Source organism: Peribacillus sp. SIMBA_075 (assembly GCF_046534585.1).
In genome coordinates this window covers 98159-122925 of the sequence record NZ_JAWRYN010000006.1, presented here as the reverse complement: position 1 = coordinate 122925, position 24767 = coordinate 98159, and the positions used below count along the sequence as shown (strand labels likewise).

Annotated in this window: 24 protein-coding genes, 2 pseudogenes and 3 riboswitches; of the genes and pseudogenes, 7 read left to right on the top strand and 19 right to left on the bottom strand. The window is 37.7% G+C overall.

Annotation, left to right across the window (positions count from 1 at the left end; genetic code table 11):
* Window positions 1-45: 45 nt before the first annotated feature.
* The 11 genes and pseudogenes from glyA to SB775_RS07390 form a co-directional block, all read right to left on the bottom strand.
* Window positions 46-1296 (bottom strand): serine hydroxymethyltransferase, encoded by a 1251-nt coding sequence (glyA, locus tag SB775_RS07440; protein ID WP_317777443.1) that lies wholly within the window; start codon window positions 1294-1296, stop codon window positions 46-48.
* Window positions 1297-1482: 186 nt separating this feature from the next.
* A riboswitch (glycine riboswitch) is annotated at window positions 1483-1586 on the bottom strand.
* Between the two features lie 327 nt (window positions 1587-1913).
* The gene (locus tag SB775_RS07435; RefSeq protein WP_089362210.1) at window positions 1914-3293 is read right to left on the bottom strand and encodes an amino acid permease; all 1380 of its coding nucleotides are present in this window, start codon (window positions 3291-3293) and stop codon (window positions 1914-1916) included.
* Between the two features lie 293 nt (window positions 3294-3586).
* Window positions 3587-3643, bottom strand: a riboswitch (glycine riboswitch).
* Between the two features lie 3 nt (window positions 3644-3646).
* A riboswitch (glycine riboswitch) is annotated at window positions 3647-3746 on the bottom strand.
* A 280-nt stretch (window positions 3747-4026) separates the two neighbouring features.
* Entirely contained in the window at window positions 4027-4269 is a 243-nt protein-coding gene (locus SB775_RS07430; protein WP_410861086.1) for a hypothetical protein, read from the bottom strand.
* A gap of 808 nt (window positions 4270-5077) precedes the next feature.
* Window positions 5078-6265 (bottom strand): amidohydrolase, encoded by a 1188-nt coding sequence (locus SB775_RS07425; protein WP_410861084.1) that lies wholly within the window; start codon window positions 6263-6265, stop codon window positions 5078-5080.
* Between the two features lie 926 nt (window positions 6266-7191).
* Window positions 7192-7359, bottom strand: coding sequence for a hypothetical protein (locus SB775_RS07420; protein WP_410861136.1), 168 nt, complete (start codon window positions 7357-7359; stop codon window positions 7192-7194).
* A gap of 144 nt (window positions 7360-7503) precedes the next feature.
* The gene (locus tag SB775_RS07415; protein WP_410861083.1) at window positions 7504-9492 is read right to left on the bottom strand and encodes an acetoacetate--CoA ligase; all 1989 of its coding nucleotides are present in this window, start codon (window positions 9490-9492) and stop codon (window positions 7504-7506) included.
* Window positions 9493-9598: 106 nt separating this feature from the next.
* Window positions 9599-10870: an ATP-binding protein gene (locus tag SB775_RS07410; protein ID WP_410861082.1), complete on the bottom strand. Its 1272-nt coding sequence runs from the start codon at window positions 10868-10870 to the stop codon at window positions 9599-9601.
* Window positions 10871-11099: 229 nt separating this feature from the next.
* Complete coding sequence (locus tag SB775_RS07405; RefSeq protein ID WP_410861081.1) at window positions 11100-12242, bottom strand: acyl-CoA dehydrogenase family protein; 1143 nt, start codon at window positions 12240-12242, stop codon at window positions 11100-11102.
* A 117-nt stretch (window positions 12243-12359) separates the two neighbouring features.
* Window positions 12360-13607, bottom strand: a complete 1248-nt coding sequence (locus tag SB775_RS07400; RefSeq protein ID WP_410861080.1) for a GTPase — start codon at window positions 13605-13607, stop codon at window positions 12360-12362.
* Window positions 13608-13723: 116 nt separating this feature from the next.
* A complete protein-coding gene (locus SB775_RS07395) occupies window positions 13724-14476 on the bottom strand; it encodes a PadR family transcriptional regulator (RefSeq protein ID WP_061463184.1) in 753 nt (250 codons plus the stop codon).
* 251 nt (window positions 14477-14727) lie between these two features.
* Window positions 14728-14835: pseudogene (locus tag SB775_RS07390) on the bottom strand (IS3 family transposase); the annotation flags it as partial.
* 322 nt (window positions 14836-15157) lie between these two features.
* Here SB775_RS07390 and SB775_RS07385 point away from each other — a divergent pair.
* Complete coding sequence (locus SB775_RS07385; protein ID WP_061463182.1) at window positions 15158-16099, top strand: hypothetical protein; 942 nt, start codon at window positions 15158-15160, stop codon at window positions 16097-16099.
* On the opposite strand, the gene SB775_RS34675 is transcribed toward SB775_RS07385, so the two are convergent.
* From SB775_RS34675 to cdaS, 5 genes and pseudogenes are all read right to left on the bottom strand, one after another.
* Window positions 16096-16266, bottom strand: a complete 171-nt coding sequence (locus SB775_RS34675; RefSeq protein WP_089362202.1) for an IS3 family transposase — start codon at window positions 16264-16266, stop codon at window positions 16096-16098. The two genes, SB775_RS07385 and SB775_RS34675, sit on opposite strands and share 4 nt — an antisense overlap.
* Window positions 16267-16338: 72 nt before the next feature.
* Window positions 16339-16524 (bottom strand): annotated as a pseudogene (locus SB775_RS34670) (IS3 family transposase); the annotation flags it as partial.
* 86 nt (window positions 16525-16610) lie between these two features.
* Window positions 16611-16925: a hypothetical protein gene (locus SB775_RS07375; protein WP_410861078.1), complete on the bottom strand. Its 315-nt coding sequence runs from the start codon at window positions 16923-16925 to the stop codon at window positions 16611-16613.
* 67 nt (window positions 16926-16992) lie between these two features.
* Window positions 16993-17739, bottom strand: coding sequence for a type I methionyl aminopeptidase (gene map, locus SB775_RS07370; protein ID WP_057277666.1), 747 nt, complete (start codon window positions 17737-17739; stop codon window positions 16993-16995).
* 271 nt (window positions 17740-18010) lie between these two features.
* Window positions 18011-18631 carry a sporulation-specific diadenylate cyclase CdaS gene (gene cdaS / locus SB775_RS07365; RefSeq protein WP_410861076.1) on the bottom strand — a complete coding sequence of 207 codons (621 nt, stop codon included), beginning with the start codon at window positions 18629-18631 and terminating at the stop codon, window positions 18011-18013.
* 290 nt (window positions 18632-18921) lie between these two features.
* Between cdaS and SB775_RS07360 the strand changes: the two genes are divergently transcribed.
* On the top strand, window positions 18922-19242 hold the full coding sequence (locus tag SB775_RS07360) for a 2Fe-2S iron-sulfur cluster-binding protein (RefSeq protein WP_089362198.1): 321 nt from the start codon (window positions 18922-18924) through the stop codon (window positions 19240-19242).
* 108 nt (window positions 19243-19350) lie between these two features.
* Here the strand turns inward: SB775_RS07360 and SB775_RS07355 are convergent, their stop codons facing one another.
* Window positions 19351-19731, bottom strand: coding sequence for a VOC family protein (locus SB775_RS07355; protein ID WP_410861075.1), 381 nt, complete (start codon window positions 19729-19731; stop codon window positions 19351-19353).
* 555 nt (window positions 19732-20286) lie between these two features.
* Between SB775_RS07355 and SB775_RS07350 the strand changes: the two genes are divergently transcribed.
* From SB775_RS07350 to SB775_RS07335, 4 genes are all read left to right on the top strand, one after another.
* Window positions 20287-20751: a DinB family protein gene (locus tag SB775_RS07350; protein ID WP_410861074.1), complete on the top strand. Its 465-nt coding sequence runs from the start codon at window positions 20287-20289 to the stop codon at window positions 20749-20751.
* Window positions 20752-20805: 54 nt separating this feature from the next.
* Complete coding sequence (locus SB775_RS07345; protein WP_410861072.1) at window positions 20806-21219, top strand: VOC family protein; 414 nt, start codon at window positions 20806-20808, stop codon at window positions 21217-21219.
* A gap of 249 nt (window positions 21220-21468) precedes the next feature.
* Entirely contained in the window at window positions 21469-21969 is a 501-nt protein-coding gene (locus SB775_RS07340) for a VOC family protein (RefSeq protein WP_089362193.1), read from the top strand.
* A gap of 162 nt (window positions 21970-22131) precedes the next feature.
* Window positions 22132-22683, top strand: coding sequence for a DUF402 domain-containing protein (locus SB775_RS07335; protein ID WP_410861135.1), 552 nt, complete (start codon window positions 22132-22134; stop codon window positions 22681-22683).
* A gap of 89 nt (window positions 22684-22772) precedes the next feature.
* Here SB775_RS07335 and SB775_RS07330 read toward each other — a convergent pair whose 3' ends face one another.
* Entirely contained in the window at window positions 22773-23417 is a 645-nt protein-coding gene (locus SB775_RS07330; RefSeq protein WP_061463172.1) for a lysozyme family protein, read from the bottom strand.
* A gap of 213 nt (window positions 23418-23630) precedes the next feature.
* Here SB775_RS07330 and SB775_RS07325 point away from each other — a divergent pair, with 213 nt between their 5' ends.
* On the top strand, window positions 23631-23786 hold the full coding sequence (locus SB775_RS07325; protein WP_100298033.1) for a DUF4021 domain-containing protein: 156 nt from the start codon (window positions 23631-23633) through the stop codon (window positions 23784-23786).
* 179 nt (window positions 23787-23965) lie between these two features.
* Here the strand turns inward: SB775_RS07325 and SB775_RS07320 are convergent, their stop codons facing one another.
* Window positions 23966-24751, bottom strand: coding sequence for a glucose 1-dehydrogenase (locus SB775_RS07320; RefSeq protein WP_410861070.1), 786 nt, complete (start codon window positions 24749-24751; stop codon window positions 23966-23968).
* Between the last annotated feature and the right edge of the window lie 16 nt (window positions 24752-24767).

Sequence of the window (24767 nt, the reverse complement as noted above, 5' to 3'; positions counted from 1 at the left end):
TCGCTGCCATGGCTGTTGCTCAGGTTTCAGTAAAGGCATAATTGCTCACACAGTCGTTGGCTCTTGAAATAACGGATAAACACCGCAAATCTCTTTAGTTGTTACTCTTGCTTTCTCAATAACGGCTTTATTCCCTTTACTTTTTAGAACCGTTGCAATCACTTCGCCAATTTTCACCATCTCTTCCTTCTTCATGCCTCGAGTTGTTAAAGCTGCTGTCCCCATTCGGATACCGCTAGTAACAAATGGCTTTTCTGGGTCATAGGGAATCGTATTTTTATTAACGGTAATGCCCGCGTCTTCCAATAACTTCTCTGCTTCTTTTCCTGTTAAATTCCACGGACGTAAATCCAAAAGGACAATATGATTATCTGTTCCGCCAGAAACAAGGGCTGCACCTTCATTTTTTAATGTTTCGCCAAGTGTTGTAGCATTTTCAATGACTTGTTTCGCATAATCCTTAAAGCTTGGTTGTAAAGCCTCGTTGAAAGCAACTGCTTTTGCTGCAATGATATGCATTAGTGGACCGCCTTGAATTCCCGGGAATACGGATTTATTAATCGCTTTGATTATTACTTCATCGTTCGTTAAAATGATCCCCCCGCGTGGTCCTCTTAATGTTTTATGAGTTGTACTTGTAACAACATCTGCATATGGGATTGGGGATGGATGAAGACCAGTAGCTACCAGCCCGGCTATATGAGCCATATCCACCATAAGTTTTGCACCAACTTGATCGGCAATTTCTCTAAATCGTGCAAAATTAATCGTTCTTGGATAAGCGCTTGTCCCAGCAATAATCAATTTAGGTTTTTCTTTCTTTGCAATAGCTTCCAACTCATCATAATCAATTAGCTGTGTATCTTCTCTAACTCCATAAGACACAACTTCAAACCATTTTCCTGAAACGCTGACTGGACTTCCATGAGTTAAGTGGCCACCATGTGAAAGGTTCATTCCCATCACCTTATCACCAGGCTGAAGCAGTGCGAAAAAAACTGCGAAATTGGCTTGTGCACCTGAGTGAGGCTGAACATTTGCATATTTGGCACCGAAAAGCTTTGTTAAGCGCTCAATAGCTGCTTGTTCTGCCACATCGACAAATTCACATCCGCCATAATAGCGCTTTCCTGGATAACCTTCTGCATATTTATTTGTCATCACGCTTCCCATGGCCTCTAATACATCAGGGCTAACGAAGTTTTCTGATGCAATCAATTCCAGTGTTTCATGTTGACGTTGTCCTTCCTTCTCAATCGCATCAAAAATGGTAAAATCATTTTGTTGTAAACTCATTTTATTTTCCTCCTAATGTTTTCGCGTAATTCTGAATTTTTACTTAATTCTGAATTTCAATATGGTACTAGACAATTAAGTTTCTTTCCCGCTACAGGCCTACTTTTCTATGAAAACTGTTAATAACAGTATGCTTTACACCCTTTTTTGCACGCAAAAAAGGACAGAAAAGGGTCGTAGCGTTCTCTACCCTTCTCTGTCCTTTTACCTGAGAGTTTAGCTCCATTTTTAATAGAGCCTTTCCCCTTTGGTGGCGTAAATGTTTATACGCGCTCTCCAGAGGTGCGTCCATTTGTGGTTCCATCTACCTGAGAGATTTGTTCCAAGGGTCTTTTTGGAACTTGCTCCTTCGGTGGCTTGTCGCTTTGCACTCTCCCACAACTGTCATCCGCTTATTCAATTTGATACATTTAGAATAGTTGTTGATAATAATTATGTCAAGCATTTTTGAAAGCGCTAACAATGATATTCTGAGATATTTTTTTGAATTTTAATATGATCATCCAGATATCTTAAGCTTTTTATAACGGGCAGATTTTTTACTCACCGAGTTGGAAAATATGGAGCGGCAGCTATCTGGACAAACACCGTTAATGGAATCAAAGGGTTTCTTGCCACTAATTCCCCGCTGCCTCTCTCTGATTCGCCTGATCTACCTGCGTTTTGCGCATCTTATAAATCGCAACCAGCATAATAAACCAAACAGGAGTTACGATTAAGGCAACACGAGTATCGTTCGCAAGTGCAAGAACAACAAGGACGAACGCTAGGAAAGCAAGGATCAAGTAATTGGAAAATGGATAAAGTGGTAATTTAAATTTGTTCATTTTCACTAGATCTGGTCTTGTTTTACGATATTTCAAATGGCTGATGACTGTAATTCCCCAAATAAAAATGAAACATACTGTAGAAATACTTGTAATCAAGGTAAATACTCCTTCAGGCATTAAATAATTCAAAACAACGGAAATTAAAATGACAACCGTTGAAAAGACCAATGCATTGGAAGGTACTTTACGGTCATTAAGTTTTGCAAACGGTACAGGTGCATTTTTATCTTTGGCAAGTGAGTATACCATCCGGCTTGTACTGAAGATTGCACTGTTACATGCCGAAGCCGCCGATGTTAAGACGACAAAATTGATGATACCAGCAGCTCCAGCGATACCTACAGCCACAAATACTTGGACGAATGGGCTTTCCGTTGGGATGATTGCGTTCCACGGATAAACACTCATAATGACAATAAGTGCGCCAATGTAGAAAATTATAATCCGAATAGGAATATTATTGATCGCTTTGGGGATAACTTTTTCTGGATCCTCTGTTTCACCTGCTGTTAGTCCTACAAGTTCAATGCCAACAAACGCAAACACTACCATCTGGAATGAGAGGATAAAACCATTTATTCCATTTGGGAAGATACCTTCGTGACTCCATAGATTCGTGAAACTTGCTGAACCTGAATCAGTGGAAAAGCCTTTAATAATCATGAAAATACCGATAACAATTAGTGCTAGAATAGCTATGACTTTAATTAATGCGAACCAGAACTCCATTTCGCCAAAAAGTTTTACCGTTGCAAGATTCATAAATAGCAGAATGACAAGTGCAATTAATCCTGGCATCCACTGTGGTACAGAGGGAAACCAGTATTGAGTATAAAGACCAACTGCTGTTAAGTCGGCCATTGCGATTGAAATCCAGCAAAACCAGTAGGTCCAGCCGGTTACAAATGCCGCCATATTACCTAAATAGTCTCTTACAAAGTCGACAAAGGAGTGATAGTGCAAATTAGATAAGAGTAGTTCTCCAAGTGCGCGCATGATTAAAAAGCAAATGACGCCTGTAATCATGTAAGCAATTAAAATGGATGGCCCGGCTAAATGAATAGATTTTCCTGCTCCAAGAAATAATCCCGTTCCGATTGCCCCACCAATAGCGATGAGTTGTACGTGCCTGTTTTTTAGCCCTCTATCTAACTTTTGTTCCTGCATACGAATTCCCACTTTCTACTTTTATAGGATACTTGGATTTTTTCCCAATAAAGAGTCTGTCTTTCAATGAGTGTGAATTATTAGCGTACTGGGAAACTGTCCACCACTGTAAGCGCTTTCTTGGATAGGTACTAGATATAGTGAAATAGATCTACCAACCTTTTTGAAAATATAGCGTTAATTGTACAAATCAAAAGATAGACTCATTTATCACAGACCTTAATGCACCTCCTTTCTTTTTATCTTTCCTAATAAAAAAAGGACAGAGGAAAGATAGGGATTTTCCTACCTTCCTCTGTCCTTTTACCTGAGAGTTTAACTCCTTCGGTGGCCTATGGCTCTCTTCAGAGACGCGTCCTATTGTAGTCCTTTTACCTGAGAGATTAGTCCCCTGCTTTTTAGGGTTTGCTCCTTCGGTGCTAAACAATGTTTAGTCTCTCCCACAATCATCATCCGCTGATATAAAGTTGTTTTAATAGTTGTATACTATCGGTTTTTAATGGACATTTCAACGCTTATCTGAAAAAACTTTATTTTCTGAAATTTCACCACAGACAATTTTCAACTTTATGAACAGTATATATTTTAGAAGTTATTAGCTACGAAAAATCAAACTTATTAGCTGCTTTTCCATTTGCAAGGAATCCAAACAAGCTTATGTATAAGCGAAACATTTTTACATTTTTCCGATTGACTATAAGGCTAAATTTTCAAGATAGGAAATTACATAAGTCTATAGTTTTAACATAATTGATGTATGGAAAAAGAGAAAATTCGCGACACGCGAGAATGCTTGCAGCAGTAAAGATTGGTTAGAAGCTTCCTCCCTAAGTTCAGCAGTAGTTGCAGAAGCTTTCTCTTTTGCAACTTCCTCTTTGCCCCCACCACCTGCTATATTAGCAATGATGATAATTGCTAGAACCCATACCCACGACTTCTTTGGTTTCTTTAGTTTGATTTCCTTTTCCTTATCCATTTACCTCTTACCCCCATTTCAGTTTTGCAGACGGACTGTTGTAAACAGAAATAGAATAACATAATTTAGATCAATAAGGTTTATATTTATCATCACGTATTTATTTTCACTTTCTTTGTTAAATCATTATGTATTCGAACCAAATACAAAAAAGGAGGATTTAAGAATCCTTTATTTGGAATTTCGCATGAAAGGGAGTTAATGAATACTCCTAAGTAGTATAGTTTACAGTTTTGTCCAGATTAAAAAGAAAAGACCAAGTATTTAGGAGCTGAAACTATAACTTTTGGTATTGAACCACATCTATCTTTTCGGCCAAAAAACCCAAAGGTAAATAATTATTCTACAATACTTGACGTGTTCACAAAACGATTTTCCATTACTGTTTACCAGCGTCAAAATGGGACTTTAATTTGGTTAGCAGGCACCTTTTAAAACATGTCTATAAAGTATGATCAAATCTATGCCTTACCCTGATAAAATAACAGATTATAAGGGCGTGTTTAGATTTATCAAAACACGCCCTTATAGAAATTCAATTGAAGCATTCTTTTATAAAAGGGGATGATTTATTTGTATTCCCATTCATAAAAATAGGTGAAAATTCGAAGTTATCATTGCCTTTTCCCGTTAGCCACTCCATCCACCATGCATGAAAGTTTCCCTTCACACGGAGAGATCCGACTATCAGCTACAACCCATTCTTTAGCCTTTCTCGGTATCAGTTGCTTATTATCAATAGAATTATCTAATACAGCAAAGCATGTCATCATCTGTACCACGTCTTACAAATATTCTATTCTTTTTCCTAATCTAACTCATAATAACCACAAACAACATATCCTACTGCTTTTGCTGCCACGAGAAGGGCATCTTCATCGATATCAAATTTAGGATTATGATTAAAATAAGGTTTTTCTACTCCTTTAGGTGTACAAGCAATGTAAAAGAAGCAGGAAGGAATTTTTTCAGCATAGTAAGCAAAGTCTTCAGATGGCGGCATTGCTGGAAATTCCTTTACTTCTTTAATATCTTTATCATTTGCATTCTTAAGTGACTCGGCAACCTTTCCTGTTAATTCAGGATCATTATATAAAGGTGGATAGTCATTCGTATAAGTTAGATCACATGTTACACCAAATTCTTCTTCAAGTCCTTTTACAAGACGTTTAACTTCTTTTTCAATTTTATCTCTTGTTTCAACAGTCATATAACGAATATCGCCTTCAAGCTCTACGCTGTCTTTAATTATATTAAATGTTCCTTTTCCATCAAAAGATCCAATCGTAATCACACCAATATCAAAAGGACTTAATCGACGGCTAATAATCGTTTGAGCAGCGGTAACAAAATGAGCACCAGCGACAATGGCATCATTCGCTAGATGTGGTGAAGAACCGTGTCCACCTCTACCTTGAACTTTTAATTTCAAATAAGCCCTGCCGTTAAAAGAATATCCAGCATGATAACCAACAACTCCTGCTTCGTCCATTGGCAGCAGATGGATGCCAAATATATTATCTAAATCGTCAAGCACCCCGGATTCTACAATACTCTTTGCCCCGCCTGGCGGAACTTCCTCCGCATGCTGATGAATAATTTTGATTGTACCTGGAATTTCATCTTTTAATTGAATGAGGCAATCGGCTAAGACTAATAAGTAGGCAGTATGTCCATCATGACCACACGCATGCATAACGCCTTCATTTTTTGATTTAAAGGCTATATTCGTTTCTTCAACGATTGGAAGTGCATCAAAATCAGCTCGAAGACCGATGTTTTTTCCAGGCTTTCCACCTTTAATGGTCACGATAACTCCGTATCCATTACCTACATTAGATTGAACTTCTACGTCCTTTTCTTTATAAAAATCAATAATATATTGAGCTGTCTTTTCTTCTTTAAAAGAAAGCTCAGGATTTTCGTGTAGGTGCCTACGAATTTTAATCATTTCCTCTTTACGGGATTCTAGAATTTCCATTAATTCACTTCTCATAATCTCTTCATTCCTTCATTATTTTTTGAAAACGCCACTATATGTAGCGTTTTACATTTCCAACTGCTAATTATTCTGCAATAGGGTTCCGCTTACTACCAGCGGTGATTTTTTAGAAGCATTAGATGTTTTACCGGCATCTTTTGGCACCAAAAAGATAATAGATAATAGATAATATTAAATTCCAAGTCCAAATTTTGTAATTTTTACTCTTCAACACGAATCATCGCAAGCACGGCTACTAATAACCAAGTGATAACATACCTGATTGGAATGAATAAAATCCACGACCAACTTGTCTTTTTTTCAGGATAAGATCATATGTCAAGAATGAATGTTTTAGATAATTTAACCTTTAATTGATAATAGTTTTTTTAAAAGCATCTGAATATCTCTAAGGTAAATTTGATTATTCCAGTGTCTCTTCCAAATAAATAAAAGTGAAGATGATCTATCCCTGCTCTCCATAATGAGTAAACTTTAGTTCAAATGTGTTTTAAGTTTATCAATTACTCAGGGAAGTTTCACTAACCTGCCTTTTTATAAGCTTTCCCCTTATAAAGAAAAGCTACCGCTAGTTTAGTACATTTGTCCAAAATACCTTATAAGTCAAATTTCTCACCTGATACCAATCTTACTTCTAATGTCTTTTAAGAATGGTACACTAATTTCTATTGCTTTATCTGTTCATTCTTTTAAATTTTTATCCAGAGTTTTTGGAGAAGACATTAATTCATTATATTTCTCGCGCGATACTTCATTAAATCTATTCATTACATTAAACAATTCTTTTTTGGCTTCACCTCAGCCAATTCCTTGTAAATTTTGCTCTTTTATCTTTTCAGTTTCAGTATAAGATGTGAATATAATAGATGTATCGGGATCTTTTGGTGTTTCTTTTGGTAATGAATTAGTTTTGATTTTATTTATGAGTTTTTGTAACTTTTTGGCTCTTCAATGGATGGAATTATATTATAATACCTTTTACTCATTTTCCGACTATCTAATCCAGGTAATACAGCAGTCTCTTCTTGTATTTTGTACTCTAGTAATAGGAATGTTCCCCCATAGTTATGATGGAAACTTTCAGCAATATCTCTAGCAATTTCTATATGCTGAACTTGGTCTTTCCCTTTATATTTAGAAATTTATCACCTCCAGAAACAAAAAAAGACCTTATGAGAATAAACTCATAAAGTCTTATAAAAAAGACGGAGCTTTTTGCTCCGCCTGGGATGTCAGAATATTTTTTTCTCATTCAACTCGAGAGCTAATTCTTTGAAAAACTGAAGCGATTCTGGATTTCCCATGGAGTCTGCATTCACCACTTTATCAAACTCGAAACCTAGCAACACTTTGCGTATCGGTACTTCCATTTTCTTTCCGTTCAAGGTTTTAGGTATTTGTTCAACGACATGGATCTGGTCTGGGATAAAACGAGGGGACACATGTCCTCGGATTTGTTCATTGATTTTCGATGTCAATGCTGCATCCAGGATTTTACCAGGCTTAAGGACGACGAACAGCAGCAAGGAAGAACCGCGGCCAAGCACTTCTCTATCAATGGCAAGGCTTTCCATAACTTCATCGATCGCTTCGACGACGCGGTAGATATCGCTAGTCCCCATCCGTACACCAGAACGGTTAATGGTCGAGTCGGAACGTCCATAAATGACGCAGCTGCCCTTGTCGTCGATCTTTATCCAATCTCCATGTTTCCATATTCCAGGATACGTATCGAAATAACTCTCGTAATATCTTGACCCGTCTTGATCATTCCAGAAGTAAAGCGGCATGGACGGCATCGGTTTAGTAATGACCAATTCACCGACTTCATTAATCAATGATTGACCTTGTTCATCAAAGGCTTCTGCACGAACACCTAATGCCCTTCCTTGTATCTCCCCGATTCTTACAGGTAATGTTGGAACACCACCTACAAATCCGGCACAAACATCGGTTCCGCCACTAGATGAACTGAGCCATATATCTTTCTTGACATTCTCATACACCCATTTGTATCCGTCACCTGACAATGGAGCCCCAGTTGAAAAAAGAGCCTTCAATTTTGTTAAATCATATCTTCCCATTGGCTTGATTCCTAACTTCATGGAATTCGTAAGGAAAGGTGCACTTGTTCCAAAGAAAGTCATGCCTGTGTCTTCAGCCAATTCCCAAAGGGCATCCATATTCGGAAAGGCAGGGCTGCCGTCATAAAGAACAATCGTCCCTTCATTAAGCAAACCTCCCATTAGTAGATTCCACATCATCCAGCCTGTCGTCGTAAACCAGAATACCGTATCCTCGGAAGTCATGCCTTGATGCAATCTTGTTGATTTAAAATGCTCCAATAATATACCGCCATGCCCTTGTACAATTGGTTTTGGCATTCCGGTTGTACCTGATGAATAGAGAATCCAAAGCGGATGATCGAACGGAACACTTTCAAAAGATAATTCCGCCGTTTCTTTTAATAGGTCTTCCCAAGGGATTGTATTTGCCAGATTCACTTCCACAACCTTTTTTTCTATGTAAGGAACCAACACGGTATGCTTAACAGTGCCCAATTCCTGTTTAAGCTGTGAAACAACGGATGTTTTATCATATACTTTTCCGTTGTACTGATACCCATCAACCGCCAGTAATAAAACCGGTTCAATCTGTTTAAAACGATCAATGACGCTTCTTGCACCAAAGTCAGGAGAACAACTGGACCAAATGCCACCTATACTTACTGTTGCCAAGAAAGCTATGACCGCTTCAGGTATATTTGGCATATAGGCAACAACACGGTCACCCGGTTTCACACCAAGTTCCCTTAATGAATGGGCGACAGAAGCCACTTTTTCTTTCAGCTCTTTCCAGCTAATCTCTTGCTGCCTGATATGTTCGGAACGAAAAAAAATCGCCGTTTTTTCTTCTTGAGCATTCAATAATGCATTTTCAGCATAATTAAGCCTTGCCCCTTCGAACCATTTCGCGCCTGGCATGGCTTGCTCCGCTAAAACCCTGTCATATTTCCTGGCGGCTTTTACATCACAATAATCCCAAATTGAAGCCCAAAATTCCTCCAGTTCATCAACCGACCATTTCCATAATTCATGATAATCATGAAATGATAAACCTTTCTTTTCTTTTAACCATTTCACATATTGAGTCAATACCGTGTGCTCGATTTGTTCTTTTGTCGGTTCCCAAATGATTTGTCCGTCTGTAAGCGATTTCATTCAATCATCTCCCTTAGGTATCAAATGCATCATTGAATATTTCATAATAATTGGCAATTAAATAAATTGTAATGTATGAGAATAAAACCGTCAATTTACACTATACTCAAATAGGCTCAAATCTATGAATGGGCAGATTAATGGAGAAACATGTGCCTTTCCCTTGAACACTTGACACATGTATCGTTCCATCCATGCTTTTGATGACGCTATATGAAACCATTAGGCCTAATCCCGTTCCTTTATTTTTTGTCGTAAAGTAAGGCTCACCTAGACGGTATATTTGTTCCTGTGTCATTCCAATTCCTTGATCTTGAATCATAATTTGGATGTTGGTTGCGTCGGGAATTAAATGTATGTATATTTCGCCATCATCTTGCATCGATTCTAAGCCATTCTTTAATATATTGAACAGGCACTGTTGAAATTTCTTCTTTTCCCCCATTATATAATATGCTTCTTCTTCAAATAAGGACAACTTCAATCCAGTTCCATTATCGTTAGCCAAGGGTTTTATGCGGTTGACGACATGCTGAATTTCCTCGGATACCCTTAATCGTTCCTTGTTTTCAGGGCTTACGGCAGCAAATGTCAAATAATCATTAATGACATCCGTGGCCCGATCTAATTCATTCAGCGCAATATTTGCATACTGGACCTTTGTATGTGAAGAAACGTCTTCGCTTAACATTTGTATATATCCCCTAGTAACTGTAAGGGGGTTTCTGACTTCATGAGATATGCTTGCAGCCAGATGACTAACGATTTGCAATTTTTCCGCTTTCACTAATTTCTCGAGAACCTGAAAATTAGTCAGGATGACTTCCCATAATAAAATTACAACAACGATTCCTATGACTTGGATGGTGAAATATTGTTTCCAAAGACTAATGCCAATAGTAAGTTCAAATATTTGTGTTGAAATAAACTGTGTGAGAGTGTGAACAATAAAGATTAAGGATATGCCGATGAGGATTTTTTTACTGACAGACATTTTTAAATAGTATTTAGATATAAAAAACAGGGAAACTCCCATTAGCGGAAAAGAGATGCATGATACATAAAATCCATTTTCCCCCCCTGTTATATAACGGATAAAAAGAGTGATGACTATTAATATGATACCTAACCTATAGCCTCCATATAAACCGCCTAAAAGAAAAGGGATCCATCGAAGATCCCAAACAAAATCCTCTTCTATGACCACTGGGAATAGCATGCATAGAACAAGTGAAAGAATAGGAAAAATGGTTAAGAACGATCCTTTTAATGCATCTAAACGGTACACGTACTTTACTAGATAGCTCATTTGCAATAAAAAGAGCGGAAAAAGGATAATTAAAAAGTTAATCAGTAAATCTTTTGTTAACAGATTCATTTTCACACCGAACTTTCGATATTTTCCGAAGATTTAAAAAGGTATATAAATCATAACAAGATAGAGAATGATAAGCTAGTAAAAATTTCAGGTTGGAATTAAAAAGAGATAGCTAAAGCATGGAGGTACCAGAACAAATAAACGGTTGATTAAGAGTTAGTAAATAAACAGGAAAAAACTGAAACGACGAAGTCATTTCAGTGCAAATAAGGAATATCCGAATACTCACTTAATAAAGAGCGGATTTTGCGAGCATCGTAATTGTCGCATCATCCATCGGAGGATTATGAAGGCCTGCACGTACATCCCTATAGTAGCGTTGCAAGGGATTTTTCCGTTGTAAACTTTTGGCTCCGACTACTCGCATCGCCTTATCGACAATCGAAATCGATTTGTTGACTACCGATAGCTTGACAGCACCCAATTGTTTCGATAATTCATCACGATCTTCAGGGTGCTGCTCCCATTTCTCTGCGACAGAGTAAAGGAAATGGTGTGCTTCGCTCAATTCCAGTTCCATCTCTCCAATTATCCGTTGAACATTCGGAAGGTCCCTAATTGGTCCTGGTAAGCTATTGGGAGAATAGGTTTTAGCAAATTCAACTGCATAATTTCTGGCTGCCACTGCAATTCCCAAGTAGCAAGCCGGTATATGTAAAAGCCACGCTTCAGGTTTCCTTTTTTCACCAGGATTACTTTTCATGACATAATACTTTTCAGGAAGGCTGACATCATTTAATACCAAATCATGGCTACCTGTCCCCTGCATTGACATCATATCCCAAGTTTCTTCTATACTTACACCCATTAAATCACGATGAACTAAAAATGTGCCTAACCGCTCATCCTCGGGTACCCATGCCGTTACAAGAAAAATATTAAGGACGGGAGAGAGTGTAGTAAAAGTCTTTCTGCCATTCAAATTCCATTGTTCACCCTTTTTGATAGCGAGCGTTTCCGGACGGCCTCCGCGCGTCGGGCTTCCTGTTCCAACCTCCGATGCTGCCGTGTTGATGAGAGCGCCTTTCGCCACCTCATCAAACAATTCATTCATGACGCCTTTTTCCCATGGTCTTTTCTCAGTTAAGGATAGGACCGTTCCGACATGCCAGCCTATTCCTAAGGCTGTTGGGCCACAATACTGAGCTATTTTTTCTTGGCATAGGAGAAAATCATATAATGAACCGCCATTTCCCCCATCCGCTTTTGCTAACGTTAATTTAGGATATCCGAATTCCTTTAACTCCTGGATGTTTTCAAATGGAAAACCCTTTGAATCATCCAGTGCTTCAGATCGGCTGGAAAAGGGCTGAATCGCTTCCTCTAATTTTTGAATATATTCTTTTTGCTTTTGTGATTGAAAAAACGACATGAAGACCATCCCTCCTGTAGTAAAGAAATCCTGAACCATTCAGCCACAGAAACAGTAACCGCCAAAACACCACTTTATCATATCACCTTAGTGTAGTTAATGGTTTGAATCTGCCCGTTAAGAGTCAATGGCTTCATTTTTATATTCTTTGTTAGCATTCTTATAAGCTTTCTTCGCCTGGTCAATATCTTTGTTTTCGATAAAGTAAGCTATCGCAGCTTGCCCGATTCCATACGTGACTGCGCCGGCTACCGCACCAGAAACTGCTAGACCGGCCCCTGGTATGAAACGTACTGCAGCCCTGACGCCTTCCCTGACAAGAAGACCGATTCCAACATTGATCCCTAATGCTGTAATGAATTCACTTGCCGTTTTGGTATTGATGTCTTTATCCGCGATAAAACCAATTACCACAATCATCAACCCTTGAATGCCGGTCAATATGGGAAAATCGGCAAAAGGTATTGGCTCTGCACCTATTAATCCGGTGATTGCCGTAAACGTTCCCACAATCGTCCGCGCGAATTTCTTCTTAACGAATTGGCTCTGAATCGCTTTGGCCGTCTTTAGCTTCGCTTCGCTGGGTAAGGCCTCGATCAAGTAATCTGAAAGCAAATCGATGTTCCAACGCATATCATAATCAATATTTCCACCTTCATCAAAGTCAATATATGAGCAAATCGGGATGATGTTCAATAGTGGGATTTCACTTTCGTTAAATCGCTTGGACATCAAAGCAATGGCTTCATCAATATTCTTTTTTTTCTTAGGGTTGGCATCAAAAGGTGCTTGTTTATAATGTGGTGGATCTAGTTCATCCACTTGGGTGACCACACAGATGACGGGTACATCATAATGGTGGATCTCTTTTACGACCTTGCGCAGCTTGTTCAACTCTTGTAGATCTTCTTCAATCCGTGAATCCGTTTCTTTTGCTTTAATCAAGAAAAGAAAAACATCGGGCTGTTCTTCGGTTACCGCTTTTATCAATTCGTCCATTGGTGTTTCTTCTTCAAATTCTTCCGTAGGAGCTTCACTCTCACCCAACCCACGGGAATCCAGCAAACGAATTTTGGGCTCAGCATCACTCGGGTACCAAAGCCATTTTCCCTTACCCGTTCCTGATTTAACAGAACTGACATATTGCCTTTCCTGACCAAACATCGCATTGATCAGTGATGATTTTCCAGATCCGCGCCTTCCTACAAGGGCAATTCGCGGTTCCCTTGCATCAACTGTCATTGTTTTAAGCTTTAAGAGCTGGTCGAGCATTTTGTTCTTTTTCGATTGTGAAATGGGAAGCTTATCTACTTGGCCTTTAATGAAACTGAATATGCTTCCTATTTCATCGTGTTTTTCTCCCATTACGCATTCCCCCTTGTTAAGAAGTATTTTTAAGTAACATTTACCCTTGATCGAGTCAATTTAAGCATGTAACTTGAATCTCCTTACAAACTTAAGGGCCCATTTCTAATAATCCTTTAAGACTTTTCTTTTAAGAACATAACGACACTAGCCATGTATTTTTGGATTTCCTGGACTTGAAAAGCGGCCGAATCCGCAATCTGTTTGTAATGATGCTGCCCTTCATCGGTGATTCGTAAATATCGTTTTGTTCGTTTTTCACTTTCCCACCTGCCGACAAGAAGGCCGTTCTCTTCCATTTCATGAGATAAATCATATAAATAGCCGTTTGATGCTATCCAACCGAACTGATTTTTAAGCAGATCGCCAATTTCCCCCATGTAAATGGGCTTCTTAGTGAAAGCGGCTTTTAAAGTAACATAGCGTACAAGATCCTTTACCGATATTATTTTCGAGAAATATGACCTGTATTCTTCAGGAAGTTCATTGAGAACCGAGGGATTTTCACCAGATCCCCTTAAATCGTACATGAACCGGTCAATGACCTTTTTCACCTCGGAAAACCGTTCCAGGAAATTCTCTTGGTACCATATGTAAAGTTCTTTTCCTTTTTCAGTTATCTGATAATAATTCCTTCCCTTATTCGTATATAGTGATAAATGGTTGGATTCGACAAGCGTATTGGATATTTTACATAAATAGTCATAGCTATGCACTTTTCCAGTAAACGTATTTTTTAGGTCCTGATGAATCGCCCTTGGATAATTCGCCTTAATTCTCAAAGAATGAAGTAAAAAAATCGTTAAAAATTCCCGCTGGCTCAACCCGACCGATTCAGCCGTTGTAGACAGTTTTTCCCCTTTCTTCACTGTCAAAACCCCCTTTATATCCAGTTTTTGATGAACTCATATATTTCTTCCTTCTCCCTTATTATCCTGTGCTGCCACATAATAGTAAAGTTTTTAATGCCAAACTGCCTAGTACTAATTTTACGTATTTGATCTATTGTACGGTGAGGTTATTCAGAATATTCTGTCGAGGTTCATTATGAAATTGTTAAAACAAACAGAAACGGCCCACGATTATGAAGTGCACCCAAAAAGTTAGACACTTTATTTAATTAAGCCTTGAGGGCATGAACCCGGTAATCTACCGGGCTCATGCCTTTTAATTTTACCTTGATTCGTTGAGAATTGTAGTAATGGATATATTCTTCTAGTTCTTGTTTGAAAAATTGCGATATTCCGGAAATAAATAGCCCATTCCCTGCTTGCGTTGGCCAGGCGTTCAATTGGTACGAAACAAGCCCTTTATACGTATAAACTTCTCTTGGCACAGTTATTAAAGGAATATGATCTCGCTTCATCCCAACTCGAAAATTAAAGAATTGCACCCGATTGTAAAAGATTAAAAGCTGTTTTAGGGTTGCCCACTTATTGAAACATTAACACTTCATATGTGGCTAATGGAGAAGCTTAATAAGAACATTAAAAACTATGTTATAATTAACAATGTTGGGTAAAAATGCTAATATTTTAGGGGATGATTTTTTGAAAAAAGTATCCATGTTATTCATTTTATTCGGTATGTTATTTTTTGTAGTAGCATGTACATCAAATAAAACCAATAAGGAAATGGAAAGCTCTGATAATAATGTCACATCTAAAGATAGTCCAAATAATTTAATTTCCTACTATGAAACAATCAAATTAGAAAATGCCATTGAATCTTCTTTTAACAAAAATGTATTTAAGAAAAAAGGGCATCCAGATGGCTATGATTTAACCCTTTCTCGGGCAAAAAAAGAAGTCGTTCTTGTGATTAGGCCTTATTCCAAGAAAAATTTTAATTATTTAAAAGACGATCTTCAAAGTAATATTGAAGAAGTATTGCAATCAAAAAAGCATAGGGATTATAAAGTAAAAGTTCTTGCTTATTGGAATGATACCAATCAGACAGAAAGACAAAAACGAGAGGAAAAAATTATTCAGGAAGTAGCAAATGAAATGAAGAAGATTGATAAAATTGATGTTTTGACAGGAACTTCATATTCAGCCACTGACGGACGCATTGTACAATTGGACTTAATGTTCTATAGAAACGATAAAGAAGTGATTGAGCCAAATGAGGTTAACAATTTTCATAAAGAATTTCTTAAGTTAGCTCAAGAAAAAGGATTCAATGTTAAGGATATTCCAATACGTTTTAAATCAAATTTAAAACGAGATTGGGAAATGAAAGTTATGCCATCAATAGATCAAGGGTTGAAAGAAATAAAGGATCTCAAAGTTACATCTACAACTATAATAGATGGTCAGAATCCCATTATTATTAATACTTCCATAGACAGTACAGATAAAAAAGCTAAAGAAATAGGAAAACGTATTGACGAACTCACAAATGAATTTTTTCAATATAAACAAATAAAAAAATCATTTCCTGGCCCTTATGAAATTCATGTTCTAAGTAAAGACGATAAGAAAATAAATTAAGCAATAAAAAAAGGATCTTCCAATTGAAGTGCACCCAAATTTTTAATTAAGCAACCTTGAGGGCATGAACCCGGTAATACCGGGCTCATGCCTTTTAATTTTACCTTGATTCGTTGAGGATTGTAGAAATGGATATATTCTTCTAGTTCTTGTTTGAAATGTTCCATGTTTTCAAATTCTTGAAGAAAAGTAACCGAATTTTAATTGCCCAAAGAAGTTTCCAATGACCGCATTACCGAGATTTTCCCTTTGTACGAACGGTATTTCTTCATGCGAACCAATGACTTCACTCCTAGTTCATTCATCAATCGGAGAACTGTTTTATGATTTATGTGAGTACCTCGGTTACGTAACTCTAGGGTGATGCGTCCATACCCATAAAGTCCTTTATGCGTATGGAAATCCTCTTCGATAAGGGATTTAATTTGTGTATTTTTCCTCACGTGCGAAAGCGTTTACCCCATAATAGTACGTACTCCGTGCCCTGGCGATGTTTTCTTGGTTTCTTTTTTCATGGATAGACACCCTTTTTCTTTGGTTTAAGAGCGTCTATACCTCCTTCCTTTAACTGATTTGCCCCATTCAAAAGTGTAAAATCGGTAGGAAGGTTATAGTGTACAGCGGTCGCGCTGATTGATGCCCCATTTTCGTTCATATAATAAGGGCAAGTGTAATTTGTATAGGATGAAGCAAGTTCTTCCATCCCATGTTCAAGATAGCAATCGGCCCATCTTTTCAGAGGGGATAAACCTACATTTCTTTCTTCTGCAATGGATTTATAGGATTTTTCCCTTCCAAGTACTCTGTCCATCGTATATTTAGTCAAAAAAACTGCACTTCATTATTAGATGTTGTCTAACAATTGGGGTGCAGTTCATTTGGCCGTTTCCTTTTTATTGTTCCGTTAAAATGATCGGATCTTCTTTTGTAATGACGAGGGTATGTTCATATTGGGCGGAAAGCTTTCCATCTGCCGTTCTCGCCGTCCAGCCGTCTTGGTCCATTTTCATATGCCATGTTCCTGCATTCAGCATAGGCTCAATCGTGATAACCATGCCTTCTTTTAGACGGGCGCCTTTACCTGGTTTACCATAATGTAAAACGGTTGGGTCCTCGTGCATGGTTTTGCCGATTCCGTGTCCTGTAAAATCGCGGACAACAGAAAACTTTTCACCTTCTGCATAAGACTGGATTGCATGCCCGATGTCCCCGAGACGATTTCCTGCCCGTGCAACTTCAATGCCTCTGTATAAAGCATTCTTGGTTACATCCATTAAGCGCCGAGCTTCTTCGGAAACTTCTCCGACTGCATATGTCCAAGCTGAATCCGCCAAACCGCCGTTAAGGTTCACCACCATATCGATCGTGACGATGTCTCCCTCTTTTAGGGCTTTCTTTTGCGGAAACCCGTGACAAATCACATCATTCACTGAGGCACATGTTGCATATTTGTAGCCGTTATAGCCCTTTTGTTCAGGTGTAGCACCATGCTCTGCCAAGTACTGATCGACAAATTCCTCGATTTCCCAAGTCGTGATACCCGGTTTTATCATTTTTGCAATTTCTCTATGCGTCGCAGCAAGAAGTTTGCCCGCTTCATGCATCAAATTTATTTCTCGTTCACTTTTAATGGTTATCATGTAAAATCCTCTTTCGTTTTATAACTTATCTGCTTGAGACTCCTTATTTATCATATGCCTTTTTTTATATAAAAAGCAACCAAAAACCCGGTAAAAATCACCGGGTTGATTAATTCATGAAATTTTCTGTACCTGTAATTCTGATAAAATAAGCTATAAATTACAAAAGCCTAAAAAGGATCCAGCGTTTACTTATTTACGCGATTGAATATTCCAGGTGTGAATTATCTGGAACATTATAATTACCCTGTGACTTATGGTCTTAATAATTCTATATAGGCCCGTGTGTATTAATAGGGTACAGTTTCCCATTCATTGCAAATGAAACTCTTCCTGTTTCCTCTGATACTACCAATACAAGGGCATCACTCCGTTCAGATAAACCCAAAGCAGAGCGGTGGCGTGTTCCCAGTTTTTTTTCCCCGGTTGACCTGTCTGAAAGCGGAAGGACATTTGCTGCGGAAACAATCTGGTTTTGACTAACCAAAACCGCACCATCATGCAGTGGATTTCCAGGAAAAAAAATCGATTCCAATAAAGAATGGGTTAACTCCGCTCCTATTGAAATACCTGGCTGAATCAATGAATCAAGGGGATCTCCCCGTTGAATCACAATCAACCCGCCATGTCTCAAATTCGATAAATTTTGAACGCAAGTTGATAATTCGGGATATTTGTCCGTAAACGGTGACAAATAACAGTTTAAATAAAATGTTGCTGCTTTCATATCAATGTATACAAACTTTTCTTTAATTTTTTCAAAATTTCCAAGAAGGCAATAATTTTCATCACCCATTGCTTCCAAGTTATCCTGTAATGCCGTTATTACTTGGCGAATATCCTCTTTTAAAACTTGTTTCATTGGTGAAAAATCACAATTACCATTATTCACAGACAGGGCCTCCCCTTTATTTTTCACTCTTTTTTTAAGTAAACCATAATTATTTTCGTAATTGGACCTATTTGAAGCTTGTTAAATCTATAATTTTCAATCTACTTAAAGTTTGTCTTCAAGATAATTAATTATTCATCTAATGAGTTAAGCACTTTGTTTTACGAATGGGGTTTAACAATCAGTAATGATTTTTTCACATTTTTTTCTGTCATATGGACAAGGTAAGAGAATAAATATGTTAATGACCCGTTGGAAGATATCCTATAATTTATATGAGGTGGTATAAAATGCCTTACGTAACTGTATTTGACCAAGGAACGTTTGAAGTTGAAATGGGAAAAAAGTTAGTATTAGCGATGGAAGATAACGGTATAAATATTCTCCACAGATGTGGAGGGAAAGCTAAGTGTACAACTTGCAGAGTGGAAATATTGGCAGGTGATTTTTTGGAAGTCACAAATAAAGAAAAAAAGGTCTTTGAGGAAAAAGGAATGGAGGATCATTTGCGTTTATCCTGCCAAATTTACGTGAATGGAGATATAACCATTCGACCGATCATGACTGTTGAAAACTCTGGAATTGCCGCTGGACCACGGCCTGCTGACTAAATAGGACCCATACAGTATTAAGCGATATAACATGATGTCATGACATATCAAAACGACTAAAAAAGTTTCCATAGTCGTTTTGATGTTTTTAATCATTTGCTATGTGAGTCACTTTTTTTCCATGACCGCAAAGTAATTTTCTTCGTTATCAGCAAAATTGAAGACTCTTCCAGATGGCATATTTACAAGTTCCCCCACTTTGATATTCTTCTCCGAAAAGTCTTTATATAATTCATCAAGATTATCCGAGTAAAACATTAACGAGGGTGTAGCAAGATTTAATTCAGGCTGCATTTTAGCTATGAATTCCTTATTATGCAGGATGATACTCGTTTGTGCATCCTTTGTTGGAGCAATTTCAATCCATCTTAACCCTTGGCCGTTATCTTCTTCAGAAATTACGCTAAATCCGAATTTTTCCGTCCAAAATTTCAATGACTCATCCTGGTTATTAACGTATAACATAATTTGTCCGACTTTATTAATCATTGGCTTCTCTCCCTTTCTGCTGGTTCCGTTATTATTGATACTCTTCCCTTTTTAGCATATTTTGCGATGGAAACATATGACTACTTGAATCCTATAATAAATGTAAGATTTAAGCAATATCCACCAAACTTCTCTCCGCTTATTAAGAAGCAAAATAAAGTTAAAAACAATCATTTTCTGTTTTTGTAACCTGTACACCTTAAGAAAAAAAGGATAAATTGATTATGCTCCATTAGTCAAATATTTTACGAATTTTGTTTAGTTTTATCGCCTACATATTTCAAATGACCTTCCAGAAATTGCGCTTCCACAGTTAATGTAACATAACTTTATCTCTCTTTTTGAAATAAAGACCCTCTCTTTTTTAATGTCACTAGCACTCCATCAAGTGTAGAAGAAGAATGTTCTACAGAATCATACTCATACCATTAATAATCTTGAATCTGCCCAGGTAGTTACATTAAAAAAACTGATCGATCTTTATATACTGGAATTTGCAGGACTTTTCGATTTTTCACAGAACTTCTATAGAGTATCTATCAAAGGAGGTAAATAATGTTTCTATCGAAAGAAGGATTGTTAAATATATTAGAAGGCAACAGGAGATTGACAATGCGGGTACTTGAAGCCTTTCCTGAAGAAGAATTATTTCACTATACACCGGCCGAGAAGCTTCGCCCTTTCGCCGAGATGGTTAAAGAAATCATGAACATTGAAACTGGATATATGCGTGGAATTGCACTTAGTGTATGGGAGTTTCCAGATTCGTTTGCTGCACTTTCTACAAAAGAGGCACTAATATCTGCATGCGAAGCAGTAAGGCAAGATACTAGAAAACTGTGGGAGGAAATGAACGACGAAACACTTGAAGCGGTTGAAAAGGATCCCTTTTTCGGACCCTCACAAAGCCACTTTGAGAGACTTCAATATGCCCTCGAAAATGAAATCCATCACAGAGGACAGGGATATATTTATCTCAGAACACTCGGGATTGAGCCACCGGAATTTTTCGTAAGGTAATAAGTAATCAATTAGGAGCAATGAAAAATAAATAAGAAAATAGGAGTGAGGTACATGTCAGTTGATGCATATCTTAATTTCAATGGGAATTGTCGACAAGCAGTAGAGTTCTACGCAGAGGTTTTTGGAACGGCATCACCTAATATCATGACCTTTGGGGAAACACCGCCTAATCCTGAATTTCCGCTTCCAGAAGAAGCGAAAGATTTAGTCATGCATACAAGGCTAAGTATTAATGGAAGCAATATCATGTTTTCAGATACTTTTCCTGGCATGCCTTTTGTCGAAGGAAATAATATCAGCTTGGCATTTGTTAGTAAGGATTTGGATGAAATTAAATCGATCTTTAATAAACTTAGTCAAGGCGGTAAGGTTGGGATGGAGCTTCAAGAAACATTTTGGAGTAAAATTTACGGTCAGTTAACGGATAAATTCGGAATCCAATGGCAATTTAACTTCGAGAGCTGAGCAACGAAATTTGGATATAGGACTTTTCACAAATGAAAAGTTTCTATATCCTTTTGTATTTCCATCACCGAGGATTAAAGGGATTAGTTAAATGATCGGTTGGATACATACCCTAACCTTATATCATTTTCTTGGTTCATGATAAATGGTGTATAGTAAAACGGTACTTTCAAGGTATTTAATCTTATCGAATCAATTCTCATTTCCTGACCATAATAGCAAGGATGAAAACAATAAAGGAGAAAAATCATGAAAAACAAAATTCAAAAAATCACAACTAACCTTTGGTTTGATTCACAAGCCGAAGAGGCGGCGAAGTTCTACACATCCATCTTTGAAAATTCTAAGATCGGAAGAATCACTAGCTATGGAAATGAAGGAAATCAAATCCATGGAAAGACAATGGGTTCTGTGATGACCGTGGAATTTGAACTGGAAGGACAAACATTCGTAGCATTAAATGGCGGTCCTCAATTCAAATTCACAGAGGCAATCTCATTTATCATCCATTGCGAGGATCAAAAAGAATTGGACTATTATTGGGGAAAACTCTCGGAAGGCGGAGATGAAAAGGCGCAAGTGTGCGGTTGGCTGAAAGATCAATTTGGCGTATCATGGCAAATCATCCCAGAAAGTCTAACCGAGATGGTGAACGACTCCAATCCTGAAAAATCGGAAAGAATGATGAAGGCGTTGCTCCAAATGAAGAAAATTGACATTAAAACTTTAGAGCAGGCGTATCAAGGATAAGTTCCAATAAACAACATTCTGATTAGGCAGAAGAGTGAACGATTTTGAAATAGTTAACACCTAATTTCTCGGTACTTGTGAAATTGGGTTTTGATATTTACCAAAGCAGAAAAGAAACAAATGGCTAATGATCTAGATGGTTTTTAAGGGAGAAATAAAATGATGGACAAAATATATACAACAGCACTTCAACTTGGCAATGAAATAATTGAAAGAAAAATCCGCTATGACTCTTTAGTTGTAGAACATACCTGTTTGCTATTAAACGCACAAAATCATCATGTTGTGCTTTTTCATGAAATCATGGATGCGTTCACGATGAAAGCGGGTCCTATAAAATTAAACATACCCATTGGAAGTTATACGATAGCTTATTATTGGAAAGACCGCCCTTATAATTTATACATTTGGAGAGATAATGAAGGCAATTATTTAGGTTCCTATTTTAATATTGTAAAAAATACATATATGGCGGATAAGTTGTTATCCTTTGAGGATTTGATCATTGATATCATGGTGCTTCCTGATGGGTCACATTTTATTTTGGACGAGGAAGAGTTACCTGTGCCCTTAGAGCAATTTGAGAGTGGTTCTGTTAAACAAGCCTTAAACTCTTTACTTGATTCCATTGATATCCTTCTTTCACAAATCATTGAGGAATCCGGGAAACTCTATAAACATAACGACCTCCTTCCATGGTTGAACAATAAATGACAATCGTTTTGATTCTTTGAACTCCGCAAAAGAGGTAGCATTACCATGAACAAAAAGCCTGCTTCATTCAGTAGGCTTTTTGTTCCCCCTCACTCCCCATCGGCTTGTGCCGATATACTGTCAAGTTCATCGATATTCTTCGTTACCTTTGCACTGTATGAGTAGTCACCGTAGCAATATGGATATCGGAAATTCTCTTTGTCTCCGCCGCAATCATAGAGGGTAGGGTTTTTTTCGACCTGAAGCAGGGAGAACTTCTTCGCAAGCTCTTCAGTATGCTTGCCCCCTTTATTTGCAACGAAATCAATATAACCAATTCCCATGTTATAAGCTTGAATGATCGTAGCAAAATCCACGTCCTTTTCATTGCCATATTCATTGATCCTATTGAAATGTTTCACTCCATACTTAATGCTTTCCGTTGGATCTGTGATTGTATTCGGGTCAAGCCCCGCCGACTCAGATGCCTGCATTGGATCACCGCCCCGTCCTCGGCTTTCCTGCTGCATCAAGGCAATCAATGTCGAAGTATGCTCCTCAAGTCCGTATTTAGACAGCTCGTCGCGGAGAAGTGTACTATACTTTTTTACGTTCGCAAAAGAATCAAGCGAATTTACTGATGTGGAAACATTTTCGGAATATGGGCTTTTCATGATCTCCTTTATAAGCAAAAATGCAAAAATCAGGATGAAAATGACAAAAACATTCTTAGATCTCTTTCGTTTCTTCTTCACATTTTCTCTCCGTTATCTCTAGGTTATATATTTATATCTTAACAAATAGTAAGAGTAATAACTATTTAGAATATCATTAAATGTTCAGGATAATGAAATTGGTATTCTATCTATAATCTCTGAACTTAGCCGCAAGAAATCCTAAAAGTACCTGAGTCACTTTAGTATATTTATTTGGACAATGAGACACCCTATTGGTTGGAGGTGATATGTATGGACAGGAAGAATGAAAAAGAAGAAATCCTTGATGATAAAAAGAAAAAATATAGAAACGAGTTTGGGGCAGATCCGGATGAACAAGAAATGAATGGTCTGTATGGTATGTTGGAAACTGAATATGAAGACAAGCTTCATGATAAAGAAAAGTAACGATTGGTTTCTTTAATGTTTGTTATGCGCCTTAATATGGCGTTTTTTTATGAGTTCCGTTACTATTCTAATGGTTCTTATTTCGTTTCTGATTTTTAAAATTTGAATTCATTTGGTCATAAAATAAAAGGATACGATTAAAAAGGGAGTGACCTAATACGGTCACTCCCTTTACACGTTTAGTATTGTGAAGATTGTCCGCCATCAATCGGAATGACAGCCCCGTTGATGAACTCCGATTCCCCTGATAATAGGAAGGCGACTAAACGGCCGACCTCTTCAGGTTTACCAAAGCGTTTCTTAGGATTCACACTGACGAAATCCGCCATTGCTTCTTCCCAATTTTCCCCGCCTATTTGCCTGAATGAACCTTCTACCATTGCCGTTAAGATAACTCCTGGTGCAATGGCATTTATGCTGATTCCATATTGACCATATTCTATGGCAGCTGTTTTCGTTAAGCCTGCAACAGCATGCTTACTCGCAACGTAAGCACTTTGGTTAAGCACAGCACGAATTCCACCTACGGAAGCCACGTTCACAACTGCCCCTGATCCTTGTTCTTTCATGATTGGCAGAATGTATTTCATACCATAGAACACACCATTGATATTGATGTCCGTCACTTTGTTGAAAACTTTGCTATCGTATTCAGCCATAGGGGCTTGTTTACCTTCGATACCCGCATTATTATAAAATGCATCGATTCTTCCATACTTGCTGACTGTTTGGTCTACATAGTTCTTTACTGCTTCTTCATCCGATACATCTGCAGTGACCAGAAGCACGTCCGATTTTGGTGCAATTTCCAAGATTAATTTTTTTGTCACTTCCAAAGATGCATCGTTTAAATCAACTAATGAAAGTTTAGCCCCTTCTTTAGCCAATTCCAATGCGGCTGCTTGTCCTAACCCTGATCCTGCCCCAGTAATGATTACAACTTTGTCATCGAATCGTTCGTTCATTTGTCAAAACTCCCTT

Bases quoted from the DNA above. Each gene is read 5' to 3' on its own strand.
- glyA (WP_317777443.1), bottom strand. From the start codon at position 1,296: ATGAGTTTACAACAAAATGATTTTACCATTTTTGATGCGATTGAGAAG.
- SB775_RS07435 (WP_089362210.1), bottom strand. From the start codon at position 3,293: ATGCAGGAACAAAAGTTAGATAGAGGGCTAAAAAACAGGCACGTACAA.
- SB775_RS07430 (WP_410861086.1), bottom strand. From the start codon at position 4,269: ATGGATAAGGAAAAGGAAATCAAACTAAAGAAACCAAAGAAGTCGTGG.
- SB775_RS07425 (WP_410861084.1), bottom strand. From the start codon at position 6,265: ATGAGAAGTGAATTAATGGAAATTCTAGAATCCCGTAAAGAGGAAATG.
- SB775_RS07415 (WP_410861083.1), bottom strand. From the start codon at position 9,492: ATGAAATCGCTTACAGACGGACAAATCATTTGGGAACCGACAAAAGAA.
- SB775_RS07410 (WP_410861082.1), bottom strand. From the start codon at position 10,870: ATGAATCTGTTAACAAAAGATTTACTGATTAACTTTTTAATTATCCTT.
- SB775_RS07405 (WP_410861081.1), bottom strand. From the start codon at position 12,242: ATGTCGTTTTTTCAATCACAAAAGCAAAAAGAATATATTCAAAAATTA.
- SB775_RS07400 (WP_410861080.1), bottom strand. From the start codon at position 13,607: ATGGGAGAAAAACACGATGAAATAGGAAGCATATTCAGTTTCATTAAA.
- SB775_RS34675 (WP_089362202.1), bottom strand. From the start codon at position 16,266: ATGGAACATTTCAAACAAGAACTAGAAGAATATATCCATTTCTACAAT.
- map (WP_057277666.1), bottom strand. From the start codon at position 17,739: ATGATAACCATTAAAAGTGAACGAGAAATAAATTTGATGCATGAAGCG.
- SB775_RS07360 (WP_089362198.1), top strand. From the start codon at position 18,922: ATGCCTTACGTAACTGTATTTGACCAAGGAACGTTTGAAGTTGAAATG.
- SB775_RS07355 (WP_410861075.1), bottom strand. From the start codon at position 19,731: ATGATTAATAAAGTCGGACAAATTATGTTATACGTTAATAACCAGGAT.
- SB775_RS07350 (WP_410861074.1), top strand. From the start codon at position 20,287: ATGTTTCTATCGAAAGAAGGATTGTTAAATATATTAGAAGGCAACAGG.
- SB775_RS07345 (WP_410861072.1), top strand. From the start codon at position 20,806: ATGTCAGTTGATGCATATCTTAATTTCAATGGGAATTGTCGACAAGCA.
- SB775_RS07340 (WP_089362193.1), top strand. From the start codon at position 21,469: ATGAAAAACAAAATTCAAAAAATCACAACTAACCTTTGGTTTGATTCA.
- SB775_RS07335 (WP_410861135.1), top strand. From the start codon at position 22,132: ATGGACAAAATATATACAACAGCACTTCAACTTGGCAATGAAATAATT.
- SB775_RS07325 (WP_100298033.1), top strand. From the start codon at position 23,631: ATGGACAGGAAGAATGAAAAAGAAGAAATCCTTGATGATAAAAAGAAA.
- SB775_RS07320 (WP_410861070.1), bottom strand. From the start codon at position 24,751: ATGAACGAACGATTCGATGACAAAGTTGTAATCATTACTGGGGCAGGA.